Here is a 20,847-nt window from a genome sequence, read left to right on the forward strand (position 1 = left end):
CGTTCAGGCGCCCTCCTTCGACACTGCGTGATCAGTAACCCATGAAAGACAAACCTTTTAACCCCTAAAAACACGACATTTCTAAATGGCTGCCGCCACGACATCTTGAAATGGCTATGACAATGTGTTGTAGCGGCTAAGTTGTAATGTCCGCTTTTAGCCAAGTTCAAATGTCCGCTTTCCCGCAGCGTATGCTTTCCGGCCGCCATCTGGGCGGCGCCGGAGGCATGGATGGCTGCGACAGAACGGATAACGATGACGATGCGCGAGCTCGACAGGTTCAAGGTCATTCAGGATGTCGCCGACGTGCGGCTCATCGCAGCCCAGTTCGTGCGGCCGTTCGTCAAGTGGAACAAGAATGACGCAGCTGACGCCGCGGCGATCTGGGAAGCGGCCCAGCGTCCCGGCATGCGGTTCGTGGCCGTCAAGACCGAGGATCAGCAGGCCATGCTGGCGCTGCACCGCATTCGCCAGCAACTGGTGCGGATTCGCGTCATGCAGGTCAACCAGCTTCGCGGATTGCTCTACGAGTTCGGTGTCGTGCTGCCGCAAGGCCGCCGGGCTTCGATTGAGGCTGCCAGAGCTGCACTGGCGTCACTGGCTGACCAGTTGCCGGCCATGCTGGCAGAGCCTCCAGGATCTGCCTACCGTGCATACGTGCTACCTTGAGCGAACCCCACCGGCTTTCGGTAGGCGAGTTATCCAAACAATCGCCGCGCTGCTCATCGACGAACGCATGTCCTTAAGTTGGCGCGGGCGGATCGTACGTCTGGTATAGCGGAGTGAAATTGAGTTCAGCAATATCGAGCGGCAGTTTTTTGTATTCGCAAACCTATGGAACCGCGCTGGAGGGGACGACTACCGCGAAATTGAGCAGCTCGTTTGCACCTGTCATCAATGCCGGCTTTGCCTATAACATCGACAAGCACTGGTCGGTCGATGTCTCGCTGTCGTATATGCAGTTGTCGACACGTGCCACGCTGACTACCCAGTCCAAGGTGGGAACTGTGACCAGTAGCACGAAGCTCAAACTTGACCCGATCATTTCTTATCTTTCCATCGGGTATCGTTTCTAGCCGTGCTCCGCATTGCGCGATGCGATGCGGAACCCAGCGTGATAAGTGCCTTCAACCAGCCGTTAGTCAGTGACGTTCACTTCAACGGCTTTTGGATCGGTCAATTCGAATGTACGAATCCGGCCCGCACGGATGTCGAGTACCAGCCGGTTTATCGATTCGATTTCGAGCATTTCCCGTTCGACGTTGCCGTTCGCGACGGCCGCAATCTTTCCCTGCCAGTCGCGGCGGCGATATAGGAGCAAAATCACGGCGCTGGCGCGCCGCATAAAGAACCGTTCCATTCCCGTGCCCGTCAGCCTCGAAGGCCCTCCTCTCATTTCCGGACGGACAATAGCACTCCGGCATCGCTGGCAGCGGGGCCACAAAGATAGTGAAAGAAACGCCCATGACAGGAGGGCATCAGTAACGGGCAAATAGCGCGGCGTCTTCGTGCCTGCGCCTACGCGGCCTGCTCAGCGGAAAGCCGTTTTAGCGAGTTCGATGCCGACCTGCTCAACGAAATCGTCGATCAATTAAGCGAGGAAGCCGTGCACTTCGCGCGCCAGGGCAGAAGCGCAATGACTGGCCACCCTCACTCCAAACTGCGAAGCGACCGTTCGAATCCGATAAGCAGAATGGAAGTGAGATGAGGGTGTTTTCGATAATCGCGCCACCCCCGCTATGGCAGAATCGTCACGTGAGCGTGGCCTTTGCTGTGACCGCCGCGCGTAGCGAATTCAAGGGAGACGGAGGTTTGCCGGAGCGATGTGTTCCGTGACAACCTCGCTTGAAGGGGCGTCTTCCGGAACACAAGAACACGCACGCCACCGACGTGCTGCCGGGTTGCATTCCCATGCACCTGGCCAGCGGTCGAAGTAAAAAACCAACATACGGTTCGGGCAATATCCATGTCAACCTACAAAGAAACGCCACGCGTTACTGCCAGCCCGTCCCACACACACTCCCCTTCTCTCCTTCTCAGGTCGGCATTGCGCCGCTGGAACCTGCGGGTGCAGTGGACGATCGCCGCACTGAGCGCCCTCGGCGCCGTCGCGGCGGCGCGCTGGTACGGCAGCTATGGCGCCGCGTTGGGATTGGCTCAGTTCCTCGTGATTTTCGGGTTGTTCGGGGCTGGCCTGATTCATGGGATCTCGACCTTGCGGGCCCAGTTGAATGCGCTGTGCGACGGCGATCTGGTACAGGACGTGTCTTTGCCGGGGCGCGATGAACTGGCGGCGCTGGGCGAACAGGCCCACTTGCTGGCTTACCAGTTGTCGCAGATGGTGGCGCGCATCCGCAGCGAAGCCGAACTGATCGCCATGGGAGGCGCCCTGGCGACCCAGCATGCCACCTTGCTGTCGCAGCGTACCGGATCGCAGGCTGCCAGCCTGGAGCAGACCCGTGCCTCGCTCCAGGCCTTGCTGGAAGCCGTGCGCTACAACACCGATCAGACGCAGCAAGCCGATGAGAGGTCAACCCGTGCGCATGCCGATGCGGTCGCCGGGCAGGCGGCGGTGCGCGCTTCGGTAGAAAGCATCGAGCGCATCGAGCAACGGTCTCGCGAGATGGGAGAGATACTCGGTGTGATCGACGGCATCGCCTTCCAGACTAATATCCTCGCGCTTAACGCTGCAGTGGAGGCCGCCCGGGCCGGCGATTCCGGCCGCGGTTTTGCCGTGGTCGCTGCCGAAGTGCGGGCATTGGCGCAGCGCAGCGCGCAAGCGGCAGCGGAAGTCAAGAAGCTGATCCAGCATTCTCGCGACGAGGTTGCCGATGGCGTGCAAGCCATCGAAGGCAGCCGGAATCTGTTGACTCGTGCGGTCGACGCGGTCAGCGAGGTGGCCGCGTTGCTGCGCGACGTCGCACGGTCGAGCAGCGAGCAGACCACCGGCTTGCAGGAGATCGCCCAGGCGGTCGAGGTGCTGGATGACATCACCCATCGCAATGGCGAGATGGTCGGCGGGTCGGTGGAAACGGCGAGTCTGCTGCAAGCCCGTGCCGATCGACTGAGCGATGGGGTTAAAACTATCCGGCTGCGGCAGGGCTGTGCCAACGAGGCCAGGGCCATGGCGGAGCGTGCGGCCCGACTGATTGATACCGAGGGGCCGGAAAACGCCGTGCGCCGATTTCACGACCCTAAGGGCGGCTTTCGCGATCGCGATCTTTATATTGTGATTGCGGACCGGGACGACTATTTCCGTGCCTTCGGCTCCGACCCGAGCAAGGCCGGCAAGCTTCGCAAAGAGGCGCTGCCGGGCGACGACCAATCCGCGATCCGCGAAGCCAGTTGGCGCGCGGTCGACCAGGGCGGTGGCTGGATCGAATTCAACGGACGGCACCCCGTCACCAGGCAACCGGTGGAAAAGATCGGCTACATTACGCCCGCCCTCGGCGGCCGCTGGGCGGTCCAATGCAGCGTCAACCGTGGCGATGGCCTGATACCGCCCAGGAGCGCTTGAGTGCGGGCCTCTGCCATAAATCGTGCGTAATCCTATTTTTCTGAAGCGCTGCAGGAATGCCGCTCCCGCCCGATGACGACTACAGGCGGAATTTCAATAGCCTACCAACCAACCGATCCGAACCATGGCGTGCGGGTCAATAACATCCCTGAAAACAGTCACGTTGGCTCAATTGCCCGAACCTGTCTCACAGCCGTTTCGATCGATTCGAACCTTTGCGCGCAAAACTCGCCTCCGGCTTCGTGCGTACGCTTGCCGTCTGCGCCCACGCAGGCGTGCCGGACGTAAGCCGGCAGTGTGCCGCTGCCATTCTCCGGTGTCATCCGCAAAGCCAATAATGATCTGCTCGCCCTCACCGCTGTCGAGCCACTCGTCGACCGCACGTGATCTGGTTGACACGGACCGTTGTTTGTTCATCCTTCCACCTTCAATGTTAGCCGGACTGCTCTGGGGGTTTGGATCGAATACACCAGGCATTGCGATTGTCTGGCAACCGTTGCGTCAACACCGGTTGCAAGCAAGGCAGCGCTGCGCATCACCCGATACGCCATTGAACCGACATTGACGTTTGTTAAGCGCAAAAAAAAACGCCCCGAGAACCAACTATGCATGCCGATTGCTCGGTCGCACAGTTGGCGCTCAGGACGCCGTTGTCCCCACAGGTCGCTTGATACAAGCGGCCGGTCGAAATTCGCTACATCGGAGCCCGCTTTGGCCCCGCCCCGTTCGTCGCAATATCCATGCCACACGTCAAACAAACACGCATCTTTCGAGCTTCTCCGTCAGGCGCGTCAACGAACCCTGCGTGGCGCCTGACAACTCTGCCGGGTCATCGAAGTTCGTGCAAACGAGCGTGCTTAATATAGGGCGGTCGATGAAATGTGGACATCTCATGGTGCACGGATTGATGGCATGGGGCGAACCGCTAAGGTGCAGTGCCGAGTGCCGGGCACCACCATTGTGCGAAACGCTAACCTGTAGTCCGTTGCCAATGTTGGCAGAGAGAAAGCCCCGGGCGCATCCATGCTCTAATGTTGCCCGCCTCTGCCCTGCTCCTTCGTCGCTCGCGACAACACGCTGGCCACCACGCGGTCGCAACGAGTGCCGCCGAACTCGAAGAGGTCGTGCTCCGCGAAATTGATTTCGCGCGCGAGCGACTCACCTGGCAGGACTCTCGCGCGGTATTGGCGGCTACGGAAAGTAGCCTGAGGAATGTTCAGGCACGCCGCGGTTTCCTCCACGCTCATCTCCTCGACGGATCGAAGCACGATACCGCGCGGAAGGCGTCGGGCAGTTCATCCAGCTTGTGCTCGAGCAAGGCACGCATTTCCGCACGTGCAACCATCAGTTGTGACCATTGCACCTCGCGCAGCGGCGCTTCTGCGGCCACCTTATCTGTTTCACGGAGTCTGGACAGATTGACCGGGTTCGAGCCGGCCCGCCGCCGGCATGCGGCGAATATCCATCGGTAAATCGTTGTCCTCTGCGAACCTCGCGACAAAATCAAACGCTTCAGGACACACTCGCCGAAGCTCATCGGAAACGACCAGGCATTTGATGCCGGCGTCGACGACAGGCATGGCGAGCCGGGTCGACGCGATATGAGCGCCGGGCCGGCGCTCCCCGACGAACAATGTAATCACGCCCAACAGCCGCTCGGCCCAGTCGCCCGGGCGAAACACATTTTGCTGGCGTGTGATGCCCCTGATCAAATACTGGTCACTGCTGTCGGCTTTCGTCATGCAATCACGTTTGACGGCTCGGTGGCGATCCAATTCTGCTGCCGGGGTTTCCCGGCAGGCGGTTCGGTTGTTTCACCCAGCCGGAACACGGCCACCGCATCGTCAAGCGCGCGCGCCTGATCTTCGAGCGACGCTGCAGCCGCGGCGGCCTGCTCGACCAGCGCGGCGTTCTGCTGGGTTGCGTTATCCATCTGCGTCACCGCGTGGTTGATCTGATCAATGCCGCGCGACTGTTCTTCTGAAGCCACGCTGATTTCACTGACGATCCCCGTCACGTTGCGTGCCGCCTGGACGATCTCGCTCATCGTTGTGCCGGCCTGCGCCGCGAGTTCGGTGCCGTTCTGCACCTTCGCGACCGAATCACCGATCAGCTCCCTGATCTCTTTCGCCGCCGCTGCCGAACGTTGCGCGAGCGCGCGCACTTCGCCCGCCACCACCGCGAATCCACGTCCCTCCTCTCCGGCGCGCGCGGCTTCGACGGCCGCGTTCAGCGCGAGTATGTTCGTCTGGAACGCGATACCCTCGATCGCGCCGATGATGTCGACGATCTTGCTCGAACTTGACGACATATCTGCAATCACGTCGACGACCTTGCCCACAATGTCGCCGCCGCGCACCGCGATTTTCGACGCGTTTTCGGCGAGCTCGCTGGCCTGCCGCGCGTTGTCGGCATTTTGCCTGACCGTCGCGGTCAACTCTTCCATGCTCGATGCAGTCCCCTCCAGCGTAGCCGCCTGCTGCTCGGTGCGCGTCGAAAGGTCCACATTGCCGCTCGCGATTTCACGCACGCCGTGCGTGATCGCTGCCGTCCCGCGCCGCACCTGGTTCACCGCAGCAGCGAGGCTCGCCTGCATTCGTGCGAGCGCCGCCATCAGCCGCCCCATTTCGTTGGCACGCAGCGTGTCGACCTGACTCGTCAAATCGCCGGCTGCGATGCGCTCGAAATGATGAATCGCCGCATTGATCGGCCGCACGATCGACGCCGTCAGCACGAAGCGCGCGAACAAGCCAAGCGCAACCGCTGCGAACCCGATCGACCCAAACAGCCAGAGCAGCAGATGGAAGCGCTGCTGCGCCGATTCAAAACGTATTTTTTGCTGCTGCACCTGAAAATCTTCCAGCGCGAGCGTGGCACTCCTGTAGTCGCTGAATACCGCGTCGGGCGCCTGCCGCAGCGCCGTGCGGAACGACATGAAATCGTTCTGGTCAAGTGCCGCGACTCCAGGGGAAATGACCTGTTTCATTAACTGGTCGCGCTTCGCGCGCAGCGTGTCGGCCAGCGCCTTTTCCGCATCATTCGACGGCGGCTGCGCCGCATAGGCGGCCAGCTCACGCTCGCTGTCAGTCAGTTCCGCATGCACGCGCGCGAGCACGGCGTCAGTCGGCTTACCTTGCGCCACGAGCGTTTCGTACGCACCGAGGTCGACCCGCACCTGCAAGAGCGCTTCACTGCTGGCGTTGAGGTGCCGCAAGGCAGCAGTCTCTTCGCTGTATATCCTGTCGAGCGCCGTATTGGCTGTTTTCAGACCGGCGATCGATGTCGCGATCACAAGCATCAACGCTGCCGTGTAACCGGCGATCGTGATCGTCAGTGCGGTCCGGATAGTGGTATTTCTGAACATGGCTGGCATCCTCGACCCGCTGAACAGAAAAAAACGGTCGACGGACAGGTCCGCGACCGCAAGCAGAAGAACATCGATGGACGGATCCGCTCCGGGACTCCGTTTCGCGGATCAGAAGCGGGTGCGCACGCCCGTGGTCAGCTCGAGCTGGTTGGTGGCGCCGAAGGTGCTGCCAACCGTATAGCCGCCGTGCAGCTTCATGTAGTCGCCGGCCAGATACACTTCGGTGCGCTTGGACAGGTGATAGAAGATCGAACCGTACAAGGTTTCCTTGAAGCCGTTGTGCAGGCCTGACGTCGGATCGAACGCGCCGACGTTCGCATTCGGAATATTGCCGTCGCCGTTGTACGCGGCGTTCTTCACGCGCATCTGCTGATAACCGAGTTCGTAGTCGAGCGGACCCTTCGGCGACAGTTTGAGCGACACCGTCCACGCGTTGTCCTGACGCTGGCCCAGCGCACCCTGATTGCCCAGGTAACGGAAGTAACCGGCGTTGGCACGCAGGATACCGAACGTGTAGTTGCCGCCTACCGAGAACGACTGGTTGGTAAAGCCAACGCGGTTGACATGACTATAGAAGCCCGACACGTTGAACGGTCCACCGTTGTAACCAAGCGCCGCCTGATACGTGGAGTTGGAGCCGAAACTGGTCGAGTTGCCGAACGCGTAGCCCGCGCTCGCAAAAATGCCGTTGCTGAAGAGTTTCTTCCACGCGACGCCATTGTTATAGCGCGTACCGGTCGGACCGGCCGCGTAGAAAATTATCTGCTTGAAGTTGTTCGAATTGGTAAAGCCGCCTTCTTCCGTCGACAGTCTGGGGCTGCCATATGCATCACCATAAATGGCTGCCGCGTCGCGGGCGATCGTGTTCTGGAAGCCAGCCGTGATTTTGCCGAACGTGTCGTTCTCGATACCGACCCACGCGTCACGATCGAAGATCTGGCCCGAATCTTCCATCTGGCCGTTGGCGACCACGAATTCGCTCTCGAGCCGGAAAATGATTTTCGTGCCGCCACCGATGTCTTCCGCGCCCTTCAGGCCCCAGCGGCTGCCGCTGAACCACGGCTCGCCGTCGTTGCCCATGCCGATCACGTGATTGCCGTTCGCATCAGCGTGCGTCCGGTAGGTGGGGAAGCTCAGGTCCATCAGGCCGTAAAGCTGGACGCTCGATTGCGCATGTGCGCCGGTCGCCGCGAAAGCGCCTGCCGTGACGGCCAAGGCCAGATATTTTTTCTTCAACATCGTCCCCTAAAGATTACTACGTTGGAATTTTCGTTTTCTGCTGCTCGCGGTGACCGTGAGCCAATGAGCACAATCCTAGTTGCCTCAATCCTTCGTACACCTTTCCCGTGCCATTTGTACAACTAAGTGCAATTACTGATGGTCGAATCTTTGCACGTCTCTTCGATAAGGCATTCTTACTACGCAGGATTTAGCCGGTACCAGGGCGGCACCGGCATGGCATCGGGGTCAGACGGCGCGCGACACGCGACAACGATCGGCAAGCGCCGGTTTATTTCGCGCTGACAAACTCGTTGGTATAGGTTTTCCCCAGTTCGACACGCTTGCCCTTGACCGACGGATTGAACGCCGACAGTACCTTGAGCACGGTTGCCGGGCCGTCGGCCGGCATCTTGCCGTCCGCCGTGTACATCGGCAGCGACGCCTTCAGCGCGCTCACGTAGAGCGGCTTGTCCTTCTGGTAGTCGTCGGGCATCTTCGCGGCGATTTCTTCCGCGCTGTGCGTGTGGATGAACTGCATCGTGCGAACGAATGCGTGCGCCAGCTTGGCGGCTTCAGCCTTGTGCGAATCGGCCCATGCCGACTGCACATACAGGCTCGACGCCGGGTAGGTGCCGCCCAGCGCCGCCTTGGTGCCTTCGACCGAGCGCATGTCGACCAGCACCTTCGCGTCGCCGGACTTCTGCAAGGCCGACACGGTGGGCTCGGTCGTCATGCCCGCGTCGATCCGGCCTTGCTTGATTGCCGCGATGAAGCTGGCGTCGGCGCCCACCGGCAGCATCGTGTATTCGGTCGACTGGATGCCGTGTTGTCCGGCAAGGTATTGCGTGAGAAAGCTGGTCGATGAGCCGAGGCCGGTGACGCCGAGTGTCTTACCCTTGACGTCGGCCATCGATTTGATCGTGTCGGCGGCCTTGGTCGATACCAGCTCGACCTCGCCCGGCACCTGCCCGAACACCACGATCGCCTTGACGTCCTTGCCCTTGGTTTGCAGGTCGATCGTATGGTCGTAGAAGCCGACCACCGCCTGGACCGCGCCAGCCAGCAGTTCGTTTTCAGCGTCGACGCCGGCCGGTTGCGACAGCAGTTCGACGTCGAGCCCTTCGTCCTTGAAATAGCCGAGCTGTTCGGTCAGGCGTGCCGGCAGGTAGATCAGCTTCGTGATGCCGCCCACCATGATGGTGATCTTGCCGCTGTCCGCCGCTGTCGCCTGCTGCGAGGCAAGGCCGAAAAGCAGGCTGGAAGCGATGGCGATATGGCGCAGCGTGCGAAAGCTCGGGGTCATCGATAGTCTCCGTTATTGTTTCTGGCAGCGGGATGCCGCCCAGCGGAATGCCGCCCAGCGGAATGCCGCCTGTCTGTCTGCTTTGACGGAGCGATTCTAGGCGAGCGAATCCTTCCCTCGGCTTTCACGGAGGTCCATGCCTAGTACGGCATTTCCCTGGGGGCCGGACGCGCTGCGATTCAAAAGCGGCCCTTCCCGCTTCGGCAACGTGTCAAGCGCGCAAGAAACGACAGCGTCCCAGCCATAGCCCGAAAACGGCCGAAACCAACTCCTCATTGAAACGCGGCGTATCGTGACTTTTCGTGCAACAACGCCGACCGCAACCGTGTCACTCTGATTCGGCCTGTGGTTTCCGAGGCGGGATTCTGAACTGGCGAATCTTGTGATAGAGGGTCTTTCGCGGCATGCCTGGCGATGCACTGGCCGCGCCGACATTGCCATGATGGCGTTGCAGCATTTGTTCGATCAATACACGTTCGAAGCACGCCGTTTGTTCGGCAAGTGTGCCGCCTACCGCTGTCGGGATGTCCGCCATCCGCGTGTCGCGCAGCCACGGAAAGACAGGGCAATCCGATTCGCCAGCGCTCGCGCTATGTTCATTCCCATTTTCTCTTTTTAATAGCCAGCAATTGCGTGTCGGCATTTCCCTACAACAAAATCAGGACATCCTTTTTTTGAGCGATTGAGTGGGAAATCGTATTTCTATCTGTACTTTTGATAGCTTAAGGAAAGATAAACTGTGCTAAGCAAAATTTCAATAGATCTACTTTTGCGATTTTTTTACCTGATAAGCGAAGTTCACCCCTTCAGTTGCGATGGGTCCTGCCGTATACCCGTTGAAGTACGGGGGCATAAACCCTTCCAGCAAGACCTTGAATACTCAAGCTACGAAGGAAACAAGTTGAACAGCTTTGCGCAAACAATCAAATTCAAGATCGTCGTCGCTTTTGGCGTATGCATCGCGCTAATAGCGGTAATTGGACTATTCGGGGCATTCGGACTATCCAGATTGAACTCGAACATGAGCGACGCCTATTCCGGCAATACCGTTCCGATTGCCGATCTATCAGACGTTCGTGCGGACCAACTCAATGTACGTCTCATGCTGAGGCGCATTCAGGTATTCCGGGATCCAACTAAAACGGCAGAATCCGTTTCGAGCATGCAAACCGCTCTCGAACGTCTCGACAAGTCGTGGAACCACTATTACCCCGACGGCATATCGAGCGCTAAGGAACGTGAGATCGCAGAGCGGATCAGGAGCACCCTGCCCCAGTTCAAAGCAGCAACGAATGAAGCGGTCGCTGCTGCTAGCGCGGGCAATTTCGACGCGGCTTCTTCCGCAGTCGAAAAGGTGGTTCCTGTGGCCACGTCATTGAATGACGCGCTGGAACAGGACGTCGCGTTCAATCTGGCTCAGGCCAAACAGTTTGCCGGCGATAGCGAATCGACCTTCAGAGTCATTTTATGGATCGCAATCGCGCTGGTTGTCGTTGGCATCCTGGTCGCCGTCGGTGCGTCCGTCTATCTGCTACGCGCGATCTCGAATCCCCTCAACAAGGCCGTAGACATAGCCAACCATATCGCCGCCGGAAAACTGGAGAATCAGATTACCGTGGACTCACGAGGTGAGTTCGGCCAACTGCTCGATGCATTGAAGAAAATGGATCGGCAACTCACCGAGACGGTGCGCGAGATCAAGACCACCACTGAGTCGGTCTCGGTGGCGTCGCGCGAAATCGCTAGCGGCAACACCGACCTTTCGGCACGGACGGAGGAACAGGCCGCGTCGCTTGAAGAAACCGCGGCGAGCATGACGCAGTTGACGGAAACGGTGAAGCAGAACGCCGACAATGCACGTCAGGCGAATGCGCTGGCAACGCATGCCACCGACATCGCCGATGCAGGTAACGAGGCTGTCCAGGGCATGGTAGGAACGATCGAGAAGATCAGCGGCAGCTCGACCAAGATTTCGGAAATCACCGGCGTGATCGAAGGCATTGCCTTCCAGACGAATATCCTCGCGCTGAATGCAGCTGTCGAAGCGGCCCGCGCAGGCGAACAGGGACGTGGCTTTGCCGTGGTTGCCAGCGAGGTGCGCAGTCTGGCCCAACGTTCTGCCACCGCCGCCAAGGAAATCAAGGAACTGATCGGCTCGTCCGTCGCGATGATTCACGACGGGTCAAAGCAGGCGTTCGACGTTAGCGCGACCATGGGTCAGGTCAAGCAGGCAATCAAGCAGGTCTCCGATATTGTCGGCGAGATCGCGGCAGCTTCTGAAGAACAGAGCCGTGGCATTGAACAGGTGAATCAGGCAGTTGGCCAGATGGACGAAGTGACCCAGCAGAATGCCGCGCTCGTTGAACAGGCTGCGGCGGCCGCGCAGTCGCTCGAAGACCAGGCAACCAAACTGACGGACGCCGTATCGGTATTCAAGGTCGCCGACACGGGGCAATCCACGTCACGAATGGTTATTCCTCTGAGCAAGCCTCGCCTGCCTTCGCCAAAGATTCAAACGATGCGTCGCGCAGAGTCCTCAAAGCCGAAGGCCGGACCGTCCACCATTGCTGAACAGCCCGCTACCGCCGTCGATACGGCGAACGCCGACTGGCAAACCTTCTGATTTGAGCGGACGAAATGCATAACGCCTTCAGTATGCAGAGCGACGACGCAAGCCTCCAGCCCCCAAGAGGTTCGGCAGAGCAATCGGCGTTCGTCTCGCATACTCATGCTGAGAAAGTAAGCGACGACACGTTGCTCGATTCGCTTGTGACCCTGTCGAAGGCAAACGGCACCACCGTTGTTCAACACGGGGCACGCCTTGCGGTCCTTGGCGAATTACTCGCTTCCCTGTTGACGCACCTGCCGCACTCAATGCGAGTCGCAATTGCTGCGTCATTCCGCAACAGGATTGAGGATCTGATGTCCCTGAGCGACGACCGGTGCTTACCCGAAAAATACCATTCTGCACTATTAACCGAGGTCAATCGTTACCTCAACGCACTTCGGTAACACGATCTCGCAGGCAGTGTCGTCCATGGCTGAACTCGGCTCCGGGTAGAACCAGTGCCGTCATGTTCACCTGCCCAGGATACCGCCGCACAGAAATCAGATTCACCACACGCAGTTTTCACTTCAATAGCCTTCACTCACCGGTGCATACGTATTTCGCCGTGTAAGCAGGCTATTGCTATCAACGCCACGCTGTTAACTTCACAAGAGTGTCAATTTTGAAAAGACGGGTATCAGGGATATCGCTTGCGGTAATTAGCTACTTTTCCTGCGGCACAGCTTACGCGGACCGGTATGAAGGCGTGGTCAGCGACTCCACCACGCTCTATGGAATCGTCAACGACGATATCGATTACGTTAGCACCAGGAGCAAACGTCAGGCCGTTAGCGCAACCCGGATCAATTCCAATTCGTCCAGATTCGGCATCCTTGGCAGCGAAGATCTGGGCGGCGGTTTGTCGGCGATTTTTCAGATCGAAAGCAAGGTCAACGCGAGCACTGGGACAGGTGCATTCGCCGCCCGCGAGACATTTGTCGGACTTCATGGCGATTTCGGCGCGCTCAAGCTGGGCAATATGGATCCGCCCATTGACGAGGTAAAGGGCGTTTACGGCAACGCTCCAACCGGCGTTACCAGCATACTGAGCACACAGGCGATCATCAACAACAACTCGGGCGACGCCTATGGTGAGAGCAATGCAGGGGTCAATAACGGTTTGCCCACGATGAACGACACGATGCCTAACGCGATCAAATACGAGTCGCCAAAGGTGAGCAATCTTTACGTCGATCTCATGTATGCGCGTCCAAAAGGCCAGAATCCCGGATTCGTACCCTATAACGTCGGTGGCGATATTGTCTACGCGGACGGCAGGATCAAGGCTGCACTCGCAACGCAACGCAATTTTGGCGTGCGTGGCCCGGGCCTGAATGACTCAACCTACCTTCTAACGGGAGGCGTCACCTTTTGGAAAACCTATGTGGCCTTGGTATTCAGCACCTTGAATGCCGACTATGCAGGCGGAACCGTCAGGCGTAACTTCTGGGGCGCGTCCGTGACACAGAGTGTTGGCCTCGGAAAAATCTATGGTTTTTATGGCCGAGCGGGGAACGGGAGTCTGGACAAGCCCGGCATGTCCCAAACGGGTGCCAGCATGTTTGAACTTAGCTACACCTATTACCTGTCCAAGCGGACCTCGATCTACACCGGCTTCGTCAGAATCATCAATGAGGCGAACGCCACTTATCAGTTGGGTGTCAACGGAATCAAAGGCCGCTCAACCGATGCGGGAGCCGGCGTCTCCGGTTTCATCGTTGGGATCAAGCATAATTTTTAACCCACGCTCGAAGATGAACAGGTTTGCGTGCCGCGGCCACAGACCTGACGGCGTTAGTCCCTCTTCTTCAAACACCAGGTTCAGTCCACGTGTGCCCTATTTGACAGGTTATTCGCCATGAAATGGTTCTATGATTTGAGGATTGCGAACAAGCTGGTGACCGCGTTCATCGCGGTGCTTGCGTTGACCTCGATGCTCGGCGTTTTCTCTATTTTTCAGCTCTCGTCAGTCAGCAGCTCCTCTTCAGAAATTGCAACCAACTGGCTGCCGGGCATCAGCAACGCTCTGAAGATGAAGGTAACGCTGGCACGCTACCGTCTTTCCGAACTTCAGCACATTCTAGCCAATGAAAATGATGTCCTTCTGGACGAGGCAAAAAGTCTTGACGTTCGGTTAGTCGAATTACGGAAATATAACCAGGCATATAACGCCATCAATTCCAGTTCGGAAGACAGAGGACTCTCGCAGGAATTCGAGAAGACTTTGTCAGCCTACGCGGACGAGAGCAAGAAGGTCATCGCGCTATCCGGCTCCGGGAAGAAGGAAGAAGCGCGCGTCCTGATCAGAGCTGAGTCCACCCTGTTATACCGGAAACTCAACAGTCAAATAGACAGGATGGTCAAGCTCAATGAGGAACGCGGCCTGCAATCGGCGACGACAGCAACTGCTACGTATGCCTCGGCGCGCACCTGGATCATTGCCCTGCTGGTCGGCAATGTTGTAATTGGTTTGCTGCTCGCGTTTTGGCTTGCCCGCATTGTGTCTCGTCCTCTGAATGAGGCCGTGAAGGTCGCGACCCGTGTCGCCGAGGGTGACCTGACTGCCGACATTGTGGCGACGTCGAAAGACGAAACCGGTCAATTGATGCTGGCTCTGAAAGCAATGAATAGCAGCCTGATGAAAATTGTCGGCGGCGTACGACTTGGCACCGACAGCATAGCCACAGCGTCCAGCCAGATCTCAACAGGTAACATGGATCTGTCGTCCCGCACTGAAGAGCAGGCGGCATCGCTTGAAGAAACCGCGGCAAGCATGACGCAGTTGACGGAAACGGTGAAGCAGAACGCCGACAATGCACGTCAGGCGAATGCGCTGGCAACGCGTGCCACCGACATCGCCGACACCGGCAATGAGGCTGTCCAGGGCATGGTTGGAACGATCGAGAAGATCAGCGGCAGTTCGACCAAGATTTCGGAAATCACCGGCGTGATCGAAGGCATTGCCTTCCAGACGAATATCCTCGCACTGAATGCCGCTGTCGAAGCGGCTCGTGCAGGCGAACAGGGACGTGGCTTTGCCGTGGTTGCCAGCGAGGTGCGCAGTCTGGCCCAACGTTCGGCCGCCGCCGCCAAGGAAATCAAGGAGCTGATCGGCTCGTCCGTGGCGATGATTCAGGACGGCGCGCAACAGGCTGCTGAAGCTGGTGCGACCATGGGTCAGGTCAAGCAGGCGGTCAAGCAGGTCTCCGATATCGTCGGAGAAATAGCCGCCGCGTCGGAAGAGCAAAGCCGTGGCATTGAACAGGTGCATCAGGCTGTTGGACAGATGGACGAAGTGACCCAGCAGAATGCGGCGCTCGTTGAACAGGCGGCAGCCGCTGCGCGGTCGCTTGAAGAGCAGGCACTGAGTTTGAAAGAGGCGGTCTCAGTGTTCAAGGTCACCGAAACAAGTATCTCCGCGTCACGAACGGGGACTCCGCCAAGCAAACCGCGCGCTGGCGCCCCGAAAAATTCAACCCTTCGGCGCGCGGCTCAGGCCAAACCGAAAACAGCATCTCAATCACCCAGCGCCGCGACCGGCACCGGCACGACCGTCCAGGCGAATGCGTGCGCCGATTGGGAAACGTTCTGAGGAGCCGTGGTTTTGAATAACACCGACGCGCTTCTGCACTCGATGACCGAACTGGTGACGTCGAACGGTAAGGCCGTTGCCCGTTTCGGCGCACAGGTTGTGGTGATGAGCAAATTCATCGATGCCACGTTTCCACGCCTCACAGCAACTCAATGCGAGGAGATCGCGAAGGCATTTCGCGACGGGATCGACGACGCGATGTCGCTCATGGATAACATAACCCTGCCCGCCGAATATCGCTCAACGCTGCTCGAACAGACCAATACCCTGCTGAACGGGTTGCAAGGGAGGAGCACAACTCGCCGGTAATGCCCTTTTCGGGACCGGAAGATCGCACTGTCTCTCACGTTCTGGCGTACGCCGCACCTCGCCGGAGCCAGAACGTGCTGGCGTCGTGCACGCATGCCTCTGGCTAACCAAGCGTCCGAGCAGGTTTGGTCGTATTTTCGCCGGGATGCATGGCCGATTTGCGCAACGCATGTCTTCCTTTGCTACGTCGGATGGTGAGCATGACCAGCAAGACTACCGGGACGATCAGGAGCCCTTCGGCCAGTTCCGGATCGAGAGGAAAATGCAGTGTATGAAGAGCCTTGAATCCGACCGACGTCAGGGAGAGCACGTAGTACGAGATAGCGGCAACAGACAGACCCTCGACTGCATGTTGTAGCCTCAACTGGCTTCGCGCGGTCTGATTCATTCCTTCCAGCAACCGGGTCGTGTCCTCTTCCTGCGCGAGATTGACGCGCGTGCGCAGCAGATCGACGGCTCTCGCCACCCGTCCGGCGAATTGTTCGTGGCGCGCCCAGACGGTCTTGCACGTCTCCATCGCCGGGGCGAAGCGCCGCTCCATGAATTCGGCGATGGTCGGCATCCCTTCGATGCGTTCTTCGCGCAGTTCCTGAATACGGGCAAGCACGAGTTTTTCATAGGCGCGCGACGCGCTGAAGCGCCCGCTCGAGCCCGCCAGCGACTCGATGCGGACTGCAAGATGTGTGAGGCGCACCAGCAGCTCGGCATCGTTGCGGCGACCCTGACTCATGTCCATGCTGTGCATCAACGGCTGAAGCGCCGACTGCAATTCGTCGAGACTTCTGCCCAATTCGCGGGCGACCGGCAGCGCCAGCAAGGCCATCATCCTGTATGTCTCGATCTCGTAGAGGCGCTGCAGGAGACGTCCGCCCTGCTCTTCCCGAAAGCCATCGTCGATCACGAGAAACCGTGAGAAGCCGTCGGGCCGGACGGTCCAGTCGCAGTAAGCCTGTCCGCCTCCCAATACGTTGCTGCCCACCAGAACGGGACCGTCGATCCACTGCCGCACGTTCTGGCGTGCCGCGCCGGCTGCGTCGCCCGACACCAGTTCCATCCGGATCGCCACGAACCGTTTGCCTTCAAAACCGCGAAACCATTCGGCCGGGACGTGTTCCGACGGCAGATCGGAAAAGTAGTCCACGTCATGGCGTTGCGCGACAAACGTGAAGGTGGAGAATTCCGTGTGCCGCTCCCATTTCAACTGCTTCTCGTCATTCCAGCGTGCCGAGTAATGCGTCGTTCCTTCGGCGGGAACCTCCAGGCTGGTCAGCCTGCACAGCGATCGAAGAAGTTCTTCGTGTATGGCAAGATCACCGTCGGAATAGATGGCAAAGTGCGCGAGCGCTACCGACCCGCCAATCCGGAGAAACGGCCGCGCGTGCAACTCGCGCGCGAGGCTGGCACGCAGGAAATGATCCATAGTTGATCTTCTTTCTGATTGTTGTCCGCGTTGCCCGGTATTCAGATCCCGCCTGTGTCACCGATCGCTCGTGCGTCGCGCCGCGCCCGCCGAATGCCTGCCGAGTGCCTGCCGAGTGGCGCCGATGCCGATCGGCCTCGACGATCGACACTCTCAGGAACTCACGAAGGCGTGGACAAGCCGGTTGAATACCCCCGGGTTCGCGACGTTCATCCCATGCGATGCGCCCGCTATGGTTTGTTTGTCCGCGTAATCGACCCAATCCGCGAGCTTTTCAACGTTGTTGCGAAACATGCGAGGGCTCTTTTCCCCGTCGATCAGCAACGTCCTGCACTTCACGTCACGCGCTGCGTCACGTGAGTACGCCGGCAATGGATCGCGAAACTGCTTCGGAAGCGTGGCGGCGTTGTCGATCGCCATCGTGCGGAAACTGGGAGGACTCTTGCGCCAGAAGCCGGGCATGCTCACCGAGTCGACGAAAAGTTCCAGGCCGGCGTCAATCGCACCGCTTTCGATTAAATCAGCGACTTTGGCGCGAAGTACATTGGTCGCAGGTGGCAACGATGCTTCCGGCATCCCATCGATTTGCAACGGGCCACCCGGATCGGCGAGCGTCAGCGTTTTCACCAGCCGCGGATACTCGCGCGCCACGTGGAATGCCACGCACCCTCCCCGCGAGTGCCCTACCAGATGAACCGGCCCGAGGTCCATTGCGGCAATGAACTCGGCAAGTTCGGCGACATGTGTCTTCCAGCCGAATTCTCCCTGAATGCAGGCATCGTCAGCCGGCCAGTAGTGGCTGAGGCTGACCGAAATGCAGAGGAAATGCTTCGAAAGAAAATCTGTTTGACCGCTCCAATAGCGGTAATCGCAAAGCGATCCATGCACGAAAAGGAGCGGCTCTCCGGAACCGCTGATCACATAGGGCACGCAGATGCCGGGCGGGACGGTGCCAAAGCACAACTCCGGGACTGCGAGTATGGAAGGGTCGGTTCGCGCGTTCATACAGTGGCTCCTTTCCCGCACTATGCACGACGCAACTATCTAAGAAAATCGCGTAATATTGATGGTATCTATCAATTTATCTGATACCAATGAAGACACTCGATCTCGACGTTCTGACAATGATTGTGGCCGTGGCCGACACGGGGAACATCAGCCGCGCGGCGGAAGTCGTCCATCGCTCGCAATCGGCGGTGAGCATGCAGATCAAGACGCTCGAAACCGCGCTCGGCAAGCCGCTTTTCGTGCGCAAGCCGAGAAGCGTTATCCCGACGCAAGATGGCGAGGTCTTGCTGACGTTCGCACGGCGTATGCTCGCTCTGCGCGAGGAAGCGTGGGCGGCGGTGGTCCGTCCCGACGTAACCGGCCGGGTCGTCATCGGGGTGCCCGACGACTACGCGTCGTCGCTGATGCCGTCGATCCTCAAGAAATTTTCTGCCACCTACCCGAAGGTCGAGATTCAGGTCGTCGGACTGCCGAGCGTGGCGCTCGCGCCTATGGTGAAGGACGGATCGGTCGACCTGGTTTGCGGGACACGTGTCAAAGGCCTATCGGGCGAGTTCATCCGGCTCGAACCGATGGTCTGGGCCGCGGCGCCCAGCGCGCATGACATCTGGCACGAGCGGCCGCTGCCGATTGCCGTGTTCCTGCCGGGCAGCGTCGCTCGGGAAAACGCGATCCGCAGTCTTGAACGGGCGAAGATCACCTATCGGACCTCTTACGAGAGCCCGAGCCTGCTGGGCCTTCTCAGCATGGTCGAAGCGGGACTCGCGGTGGCGCCGCTCGCGCAATGCGCGGTTCCCGCCCACCTGAGCTTGCTCGGCCATGCGCAAGGCCTGCCCGAGATCGCCGCGCTGGAACTCATCCTCGCGCGGAGTGCGAAATCGAAGCGGCCGCCATGTGACTTTCTCGCCGAAAAGATCATGTCGGAACTGCGGCGTTAGTCACGCAAGGAATGCAGCGATCGCCGGCGGGCGTTTCATGCGTCTTCCACGACGGAGAGACTCGCGCCATCGGCCACGGCGGCTTCGAGCGCGTACGGATCGACACCTTCAAGGCAGCCGATATTGACGCGCCACAGCGTGGGGTCCTTGCGTGTCTGATGAAACGGATAGATTCCGCAATGTTTGCAGAAGTAGTGCTTTGCTACACGGGTATTGAACTGATACAGCGTGAGTGCGTCTTCGCCGCTCAGAATCTTCAGCTCGTGCGCAGCGAACCCGGGGCTCATCAATGCGCCCTTACGGCGGCACAGGCTGCAATTGCAACGCGCCGCCGGGACGATGGCCGCGCGGACTTCGAATTTCACTGCGCCGCAGTGGCAGGATCCATGCAATGCATCAGCGCTCATACAACTCTCCACGTTAAGGTGACGTCCGTTTGATAGTGCGGCGCGTCGAGGCGCCGCACCCGAGCCCTTCAGGAATGCGCATAAATCGAGCCGAGTCCGACGACTCCTGACTCCGTTGCGCGCGAACCCGAATCCGAAGTCCCGTTGGTCGACGCGCCGTACGACGTCGCCGCCGCGCTGTTTTCAGCATTGACCCGCGCCTGGGCCGCTTCGATGTTGTTCGGATATTGCGCGTTATCGCCGGCCGGGTTGTAGCCGGCCCGTTCAAGTTGGATCAGTTGCGCGCGCACATCGGCACGGGTAAGCGGTTCGTTCGACTGCGCGAACGAGACGGCGGGCGCAGCGACGATAACGGCGAAGATGAGCGATTGAACGAGTTTCATGATTTCTTCCTTCAGAGATTGAGTTGCCCGCAAACACGCGTTTGCGTTCCAGTGGTTGAAACTGCTGAACGCACAGCCAAGAAGGTGTCTGGCGTTGATGCATTAGACGCACTGGACGTATCTGGCTTGTGTCCGGAAAGACCTGCGGATGCATCTTTGTGTATCGATAGACCGTGTCGATACATTGCGATACAAAAAAGGTCGCCGGCTTGATTGTTGTCGAACGGCGAACTGTGAATTCCCGCGCGCCTCATTGATGTCTACCGCCGAATGCTTACACTGGGATTCGTGGGTCGCTCACTTCGGCGTACCCGGTCAATCACACAGTTTTTCGGCGTGGAGCGTCAAATGGACATCCTCGATATGGCTCGACAAGCAGGTATGACGATTGTTCTCGACGCAAAGATCGGCCGTCAGGAATATCGGACGGTGTACAGCTCGGTCAAAGCGTTGGAATCGTTCGCGGAGCTGGTGGCGGCGTCGTTGAAACGCGAGTCATTGGGCCGGGACTGATGCCCTGCCCGGCAGCCTGCTCGTCAAATGCACCATGCAAAGGAATACGCAATGAAGCACGCATCTTCGAGTTTCCAGGGAACCGGCGAAAAAGGCCGTGTCAGCATTAAAGGCGACACCCTCTGGCTGTCGAGCCGGAGCTCGCAAACGCACGACGGCATGCGAGCGCCAACGCCGAACTGGGCGTGGGCGCACCGCACCGAATCGTATGACTGGATGGACTCGCACAGTCCGTTTACCGCGGCGGATTTGTCAGACTGA

Annotated in this window: 21 protein-coding genes and 2 pseudogenes; 11 read left to right on the plus strand and 12 right to left on the minus strand. The window is 59.1% G+C overall.

All coding sequences use genetic code 11. The annotated features are described in order from the left end of the window. Window positions 1-290, minus strand: a 290-nt coding sequence (locus DLM46_RS39970) for a hypothetical protein (protein ID WP_208866428.1), incomplete at its 3' end; no start/stop codon positions are given. Window positions 291-303: 13 nt separating this feature from the next. Between DLM46_RS39970 and DLM46_RS37015 the strand changes: the two are divergent. Both DLM46_RS37015 and DLM46_RS37020 read left to right on the plus strand, forming a co-directional pair. Continuing rightward, window positions 304-630 (plus strand): annotated as a pseudogene (locus DLM46_RS37015) (IS110 family transposase); the annotation flags it as partial. Window positions 631-788: 158 nt separating this feature from the next. Continuing rightward, window positions 789-1,076 (plus strand): OmpW/AlkL family protein, encoded by a 288-nt coding sequence (locus DLM46_RS37020; protein WP_279635270.1) that lies wholly within the window; start codon window positions 789-791, stop codon window positions 1,074-1,076. Between the two features lie 62 nt (window positions 1,077-1,138). On the opposite strand, the gene DLM46_RS37025 is transcribed toward DLM46_RS37020, so the two are convergent. Then, complete coding sequence (locus DLM46_RS37025) at window positions 1,139-1,345, minus strand: hypothetical protein (protein ID WP_115109675.1); 207 nt, start codon at window positions 1,343-1,345, stop codon at window positions 1,139-1,141. Between the two features lie 621 nt (window positions 1,346-1,966). Between DLM46_RS37025 and DLM46_RS37030 the strand changes: the two genes are divergently transcribed. Further along, window positions 1,967-3,517 (plus strand): methyl-accepting chemotaxis protein, encoded by a 1,551-nt coding sequence (locus DLM46_RS37030; RefSeq protein WP_115109628.1) that lies wholly within the window; start codon window positions 1,967-1,969, stop codon window positions 3,515-3,517. A gap of 1,028 nt (window positions 3,518-4,545) precedes the next feature. Here the strand turns inward: DLM46_RS37030 and DLM46_RS37035 are convergent. The 6 genes and pseudogenes from DLM46_RS37035 to DLM46_RS41405 form a co-directional block, all read right to left on the minus strand. After that, window positions 4,546-4,853 (minus strand): annotated as a pseudogene (locus DLM46_RS37035) (sigma factor-like helix-turn-helix DNA-binding protein); the annotation flags it as partial. A gap of 64 nt (window positions 4,854-4,917) precedes the next feature. Then, window positions 4,918-5,259 carry a DUF3579 domain-containing protein gene (locus tag DLM46_RS37040; protein ID WP_115109630.1) on the minus strand — a complete coding sequence of 114 codons (342 nt, stop codon included), beginning with the start codon at window positions 5,257-5,259 and terminating at the stop codon, window positions 4,918-4,920. After that, window positions 5,256-6,881, minus strand: coding sequence for a methyl-accepting chemotaxis protein (locus DLM46_RS37045; RefSeq protein WP_115109633.1), 1,626 nt, complete (start codon window positions 6,879-6,881; stop codon window positions 5,256-5,258). Before DLM46_RS37045 ends, DLM46_RS37040 begins: the two co-directional genes overlap by 4 nt. A 111-nt stretch (window positions 6,882-6,992) precedes the next feature. Continuing rightward, a complete protein-coding gene (locus DLM46_RS37050; protein ID WP_115109677.1) occupies window positions 6,993-8,120 on the minus strand; it encodes a porin in 1,128 nt (375 codons plus the stop codon). Window positions 8,121-8,394: 274 nt separating this feature from the next. Next, window positions 8,395-9,408 (minus strand): ABC transporter substrate-binding protein, encoded by a 1,014-nt coding sequence (locus tag DLM46_RS37055; RefSeq protein ID WP_115109636.1) that lies wholly within the window; start codon window positions 9,406-9,408, stop codon window positions 8,395-8,397. A 328-nt stretch (window positions 9,409-9,736) separates the two neighbouring features. Then, entirely contained in the window at window positions 9,737-10,051 is a 315-nt protein-coding gene (locus DLM46_RS41405; protein WP_115109639.1) for a helix-turn-helix domain-containing protein, read from the minus strand. A 258-nt stretch (window positions 10,052-10,309) separates the two neighbouring features. On the opposite strand from DLM46_RS41405, the gene DLM46_RS37065 reads away from it, so the two are divergent. From DLM46_RS37065 to DLM46_RS37085, 5 genes are all read left to right on the plus strand, one after another. Beyond that, window positions 10,310-12,031, plus strand: coding sequence for a methyl-accepting chemotaxis protein (locus tag DLM46_RS37065; RefSeq protein ID WP_115109641.1), 1,722 nt, complete (start codon window positions 10,310-10,312; stop codon window positions 12,029-12,031). Window positions 12,032-12,045: 14 nt separating this feature from the next. Further along, entirely contained in the window at window positions 12,046-12,420 is a 375-nt protein-coding gene (locus DLM46_RS37070) for a hypothetical protein (protein WP_115109642.1), read from the plus strand. A 209-nt stretch (window positions 12,421-12,629) separates the two neighbouring features. After that, the gene (locus DLM46_RS37075) at window positions 12,630-13,757 is read left to right on the plus strand and encodes a porin (RefSeq protein ID WP_115109645.1); all 1,128 of its coding nucleotides are present in this window, start codon (window positions 12,630-12,632) and stop codon (window positions 13,755-13,757) included. A 117-nt stretch (window positions 13,758-13,874) separates the two neighbouring features. Further along, a complete protein-coding gene (locus DLM46_RS37080; protein WP_115109647.1) occupies window positions 13,875-15,608 on the plus strand; it encodes a methyl-accepting chemotaxis protein in 1,734 nt (577 codons plus the stop codon). A gap of 12 nt (window positions 15,609-15,620) precedes the next feature. Then, the gene (locus DLM46_RS37085; RefSeq protein WP_115109679.1) at window positions 15,621-15,917 is read left to right on the plus strand and encodes a hypothetical protein; all 297 of its coding nucleotides are present in this window, start codon (window positions 15,621-15,623) and stop codon (window positions 15,915-15,917) included. Window positions 15,918-16,020: 103 nt separating this feature from the next. On the opposite strand, the gene DLM46_RS37090 is transcribed toward DLM46_RS37085, so the two are convergent. Further along, complete coding sequence (locus DLM46_RS37090) at window positions 16,021-17,337, minus strand: DUF3422 family protein (protein WP_115109650.1); 1,317 nt, start codon at window positions 17,335-17,337, stop codon at window positions 16,021-16,023. 153 nt (window positions 17,338-17,490) lie between these two features. Continuing rightward, window positions 17,491-18,342 (minus strand): alpha/beta fold hydrolase, encoded by an 852-nt coding sequence (locus tag DLM46_RS37095; RefSeq protein ID WP_115109652.1) that lies wholly within the window; start codon window positions 18,340-18,342, stop codon window positions 17,491-17,493. An 89-nt stretch (window positions 18,343-18,431) separates the two neighbouring features. On the opposite strand from DLM46_RS37095, the gene DLM46_RS37100 reads away from it, so the two are divergent. Beyond that, entirely contained in the window at window positions 18,432-19,283 is an 852-nt protein-coding gene (locus DLM46_RS37100; protein WP_208866434.1) for a LysR substrate-binding domain-containing protein, read from the plus strand. A gap of 35 nt (window positions 19,284-19,318) precedes the next feature. On the opposite strand, the gene DLM46_RS37105 is transcribed toward DLM46_RS37100, so the two are convergent. Both DLM46_RS37105 and DLM46_RS37110 read right to left on the minus strand, forming a co-directional pair. Continuing rightward, window positions 19,319-19,690: a GFA family protein gene (locus DLM46_RS37105; RefSeq protein WP_115109654.1), complete on the minus strand. Its 372-nt coding sequence runs from the start codon at window positions 19,688-19,690 to the stop codon at window positions 19,319-19,321. Between the two features lie 68 nt (window positions 19,691-19,758). After that, window positions 19,759-20,073, minus strand: coding sequence for a DUF4148 domain-containing protein (locus DLM46_RS37110; RefSeq protein WP_115109657.1), 315 nt, complete (start codon window positions 20,071-20,073; stop codon window positions 19,759-19,761). Window positions 20,074-20,421: 348 nt separating this feature from the next. On the opposite strand from DLM46_RS37110, the gene DLM46_RS39775 reads away from it, so the two are divergent. After that, complete coding sequence (locus DLM46_RS39775; protein WP_165848155.1) at window positions 20,422-20,586, plus strand: hypothetical protein; 165 nt, start codon at window positions 20,422-20,424, stop codon at window positions 20,584-20,586. A gap of 51 nt (window positions 20,587-20,637) precedes the next feature. Further along, window positions 20,638-20,847, plus strand: coding sequence for a hypothetical protein (locus DLM46_RS37115; RefSeq protein ID WP_115109659.1), 210 nt, complete (start codon window positions 20,638-20,640; stop codon window positions 20,845-20,847).

The sequence above is a fragment of the Paraburkholderia lacunae genome, assembly GCF_003353175.1.
GTDB lineage: Bacteria > Pseudomonadota > Gammaproteobacteria > Burkholderiales > Burkholderiaceae > Paraburkholderia > Paraburkholderia lacunae.

Excerpts from the sequence above, each read along its gene's own strand:
- DLM46_RS37025 (WP_115109675.1), bottom strand. The coding sequence starts at position 1,345 with ATGCGGCGCGCCAGCGCCGTGATTTTGCTCCTATATCGCCGCCGCGAC.
- DLM46_RS37030 (WP_115109628.1), top strand. The coding sequence starts at position 1,967 with ATGTCAACCTACAAAGAAACGCCACGCGTTACTGCCAGCCCGTCCCAC.
- DLM46_RS37040 (WP_115109630.1), bottom strand. The coding sequence starts at position 5,259 with ATGACGAAAGCCGACAGCAGTGACCAGTATTTGATCAGGGGCATCACA.
- DLM46_RS37045 (WP_115109633.1), bottom strand. The coding sequence starts at position 6,881 with ATGTTCAGAAATACCACTATCCGGACCGCACTGACGATCACGATCGCC.
- DLM46_RS37055 (WP_115109636.1), bottom strand. The coding sequence starts at position 9,408 with ATGACCCCGAGCTTTCGCACGCTGCGCCATATCGCCATCGCTTCCAGC.
- DLM46_RS41405 (WP_115109639.1), bottom strand. The coding sequence starts at position 10,051 with ATGCCGACACGCAATTGCTGGCTATTAAAAAGAGAAAATGGGAATGAA.
- DLM46_RS37070 (WP_115109642.1), top strand. The coding sequence starts at position 12,046 with ATGCATAACGCCTTCAGTATGCAGAGCGACGACGCAAGCCTCCAGCCC.
- DLM46_RS37080 (WP_115109647.1), top strand. The coding sequence starts at position 13,875 with ATGAAATGGTTCTATGATTTGAGGATTGCGAACAAGCTGGTGACCGCG.
- DLM46_RS37090 (WP_115109650.1), bottom strand. The coding sequence starts at position 17,337 with ATGGATCATTTCCTGCGTGCCAGCCTCGCGCGCGAGTTGCACGCGCGG.
- DLM46_RS37095 (WP_115109652.1), bottom strand. The coding sequence starts at position 18,342 with ATGAACGCGCGAACCGACCCTTCCATACTCGCAGTCCCGGAGTTGTGC.
- DLM46_RS37100 (WP_208866434.1), top strand. The coding sequence starts at position 18,432 with ATGAAGACACTCGATCTCGACGTTCTGACAATGATTGTGGCCGTGGCC.
- DLM46_RS37105 (WP_115109654.1), bottom strand. The coding sequence starts at position 19,690 with ATGAGCGCTGATGCATTGCATGGATCCTGCCACTGCGGCGCAGTGAAA.
- DLM46_RS37110 (WP_115109657.1), bottom strand. The coding sequence starts at position 20,073 with ATGAAACTCGTTCAATCGCTCATCTTCGCCGTTATCGTCGCTGCGCCC.
- DLM46_RS39775 (WP_165848155.1), top strand. The coding sequence starts at position 20,422 with ATGGACATCCTCGATATGGCTCGACAAGCAGGTATGACGATTGTTCTC.
- DLM46_RS37115 (WP_115109659.1), top strand. The coding sequence starts at position 20,638 with ATGAAGCACGCATCTTCGAGTTTCCAGGGAACCGGCGAAAAAGGCCGT.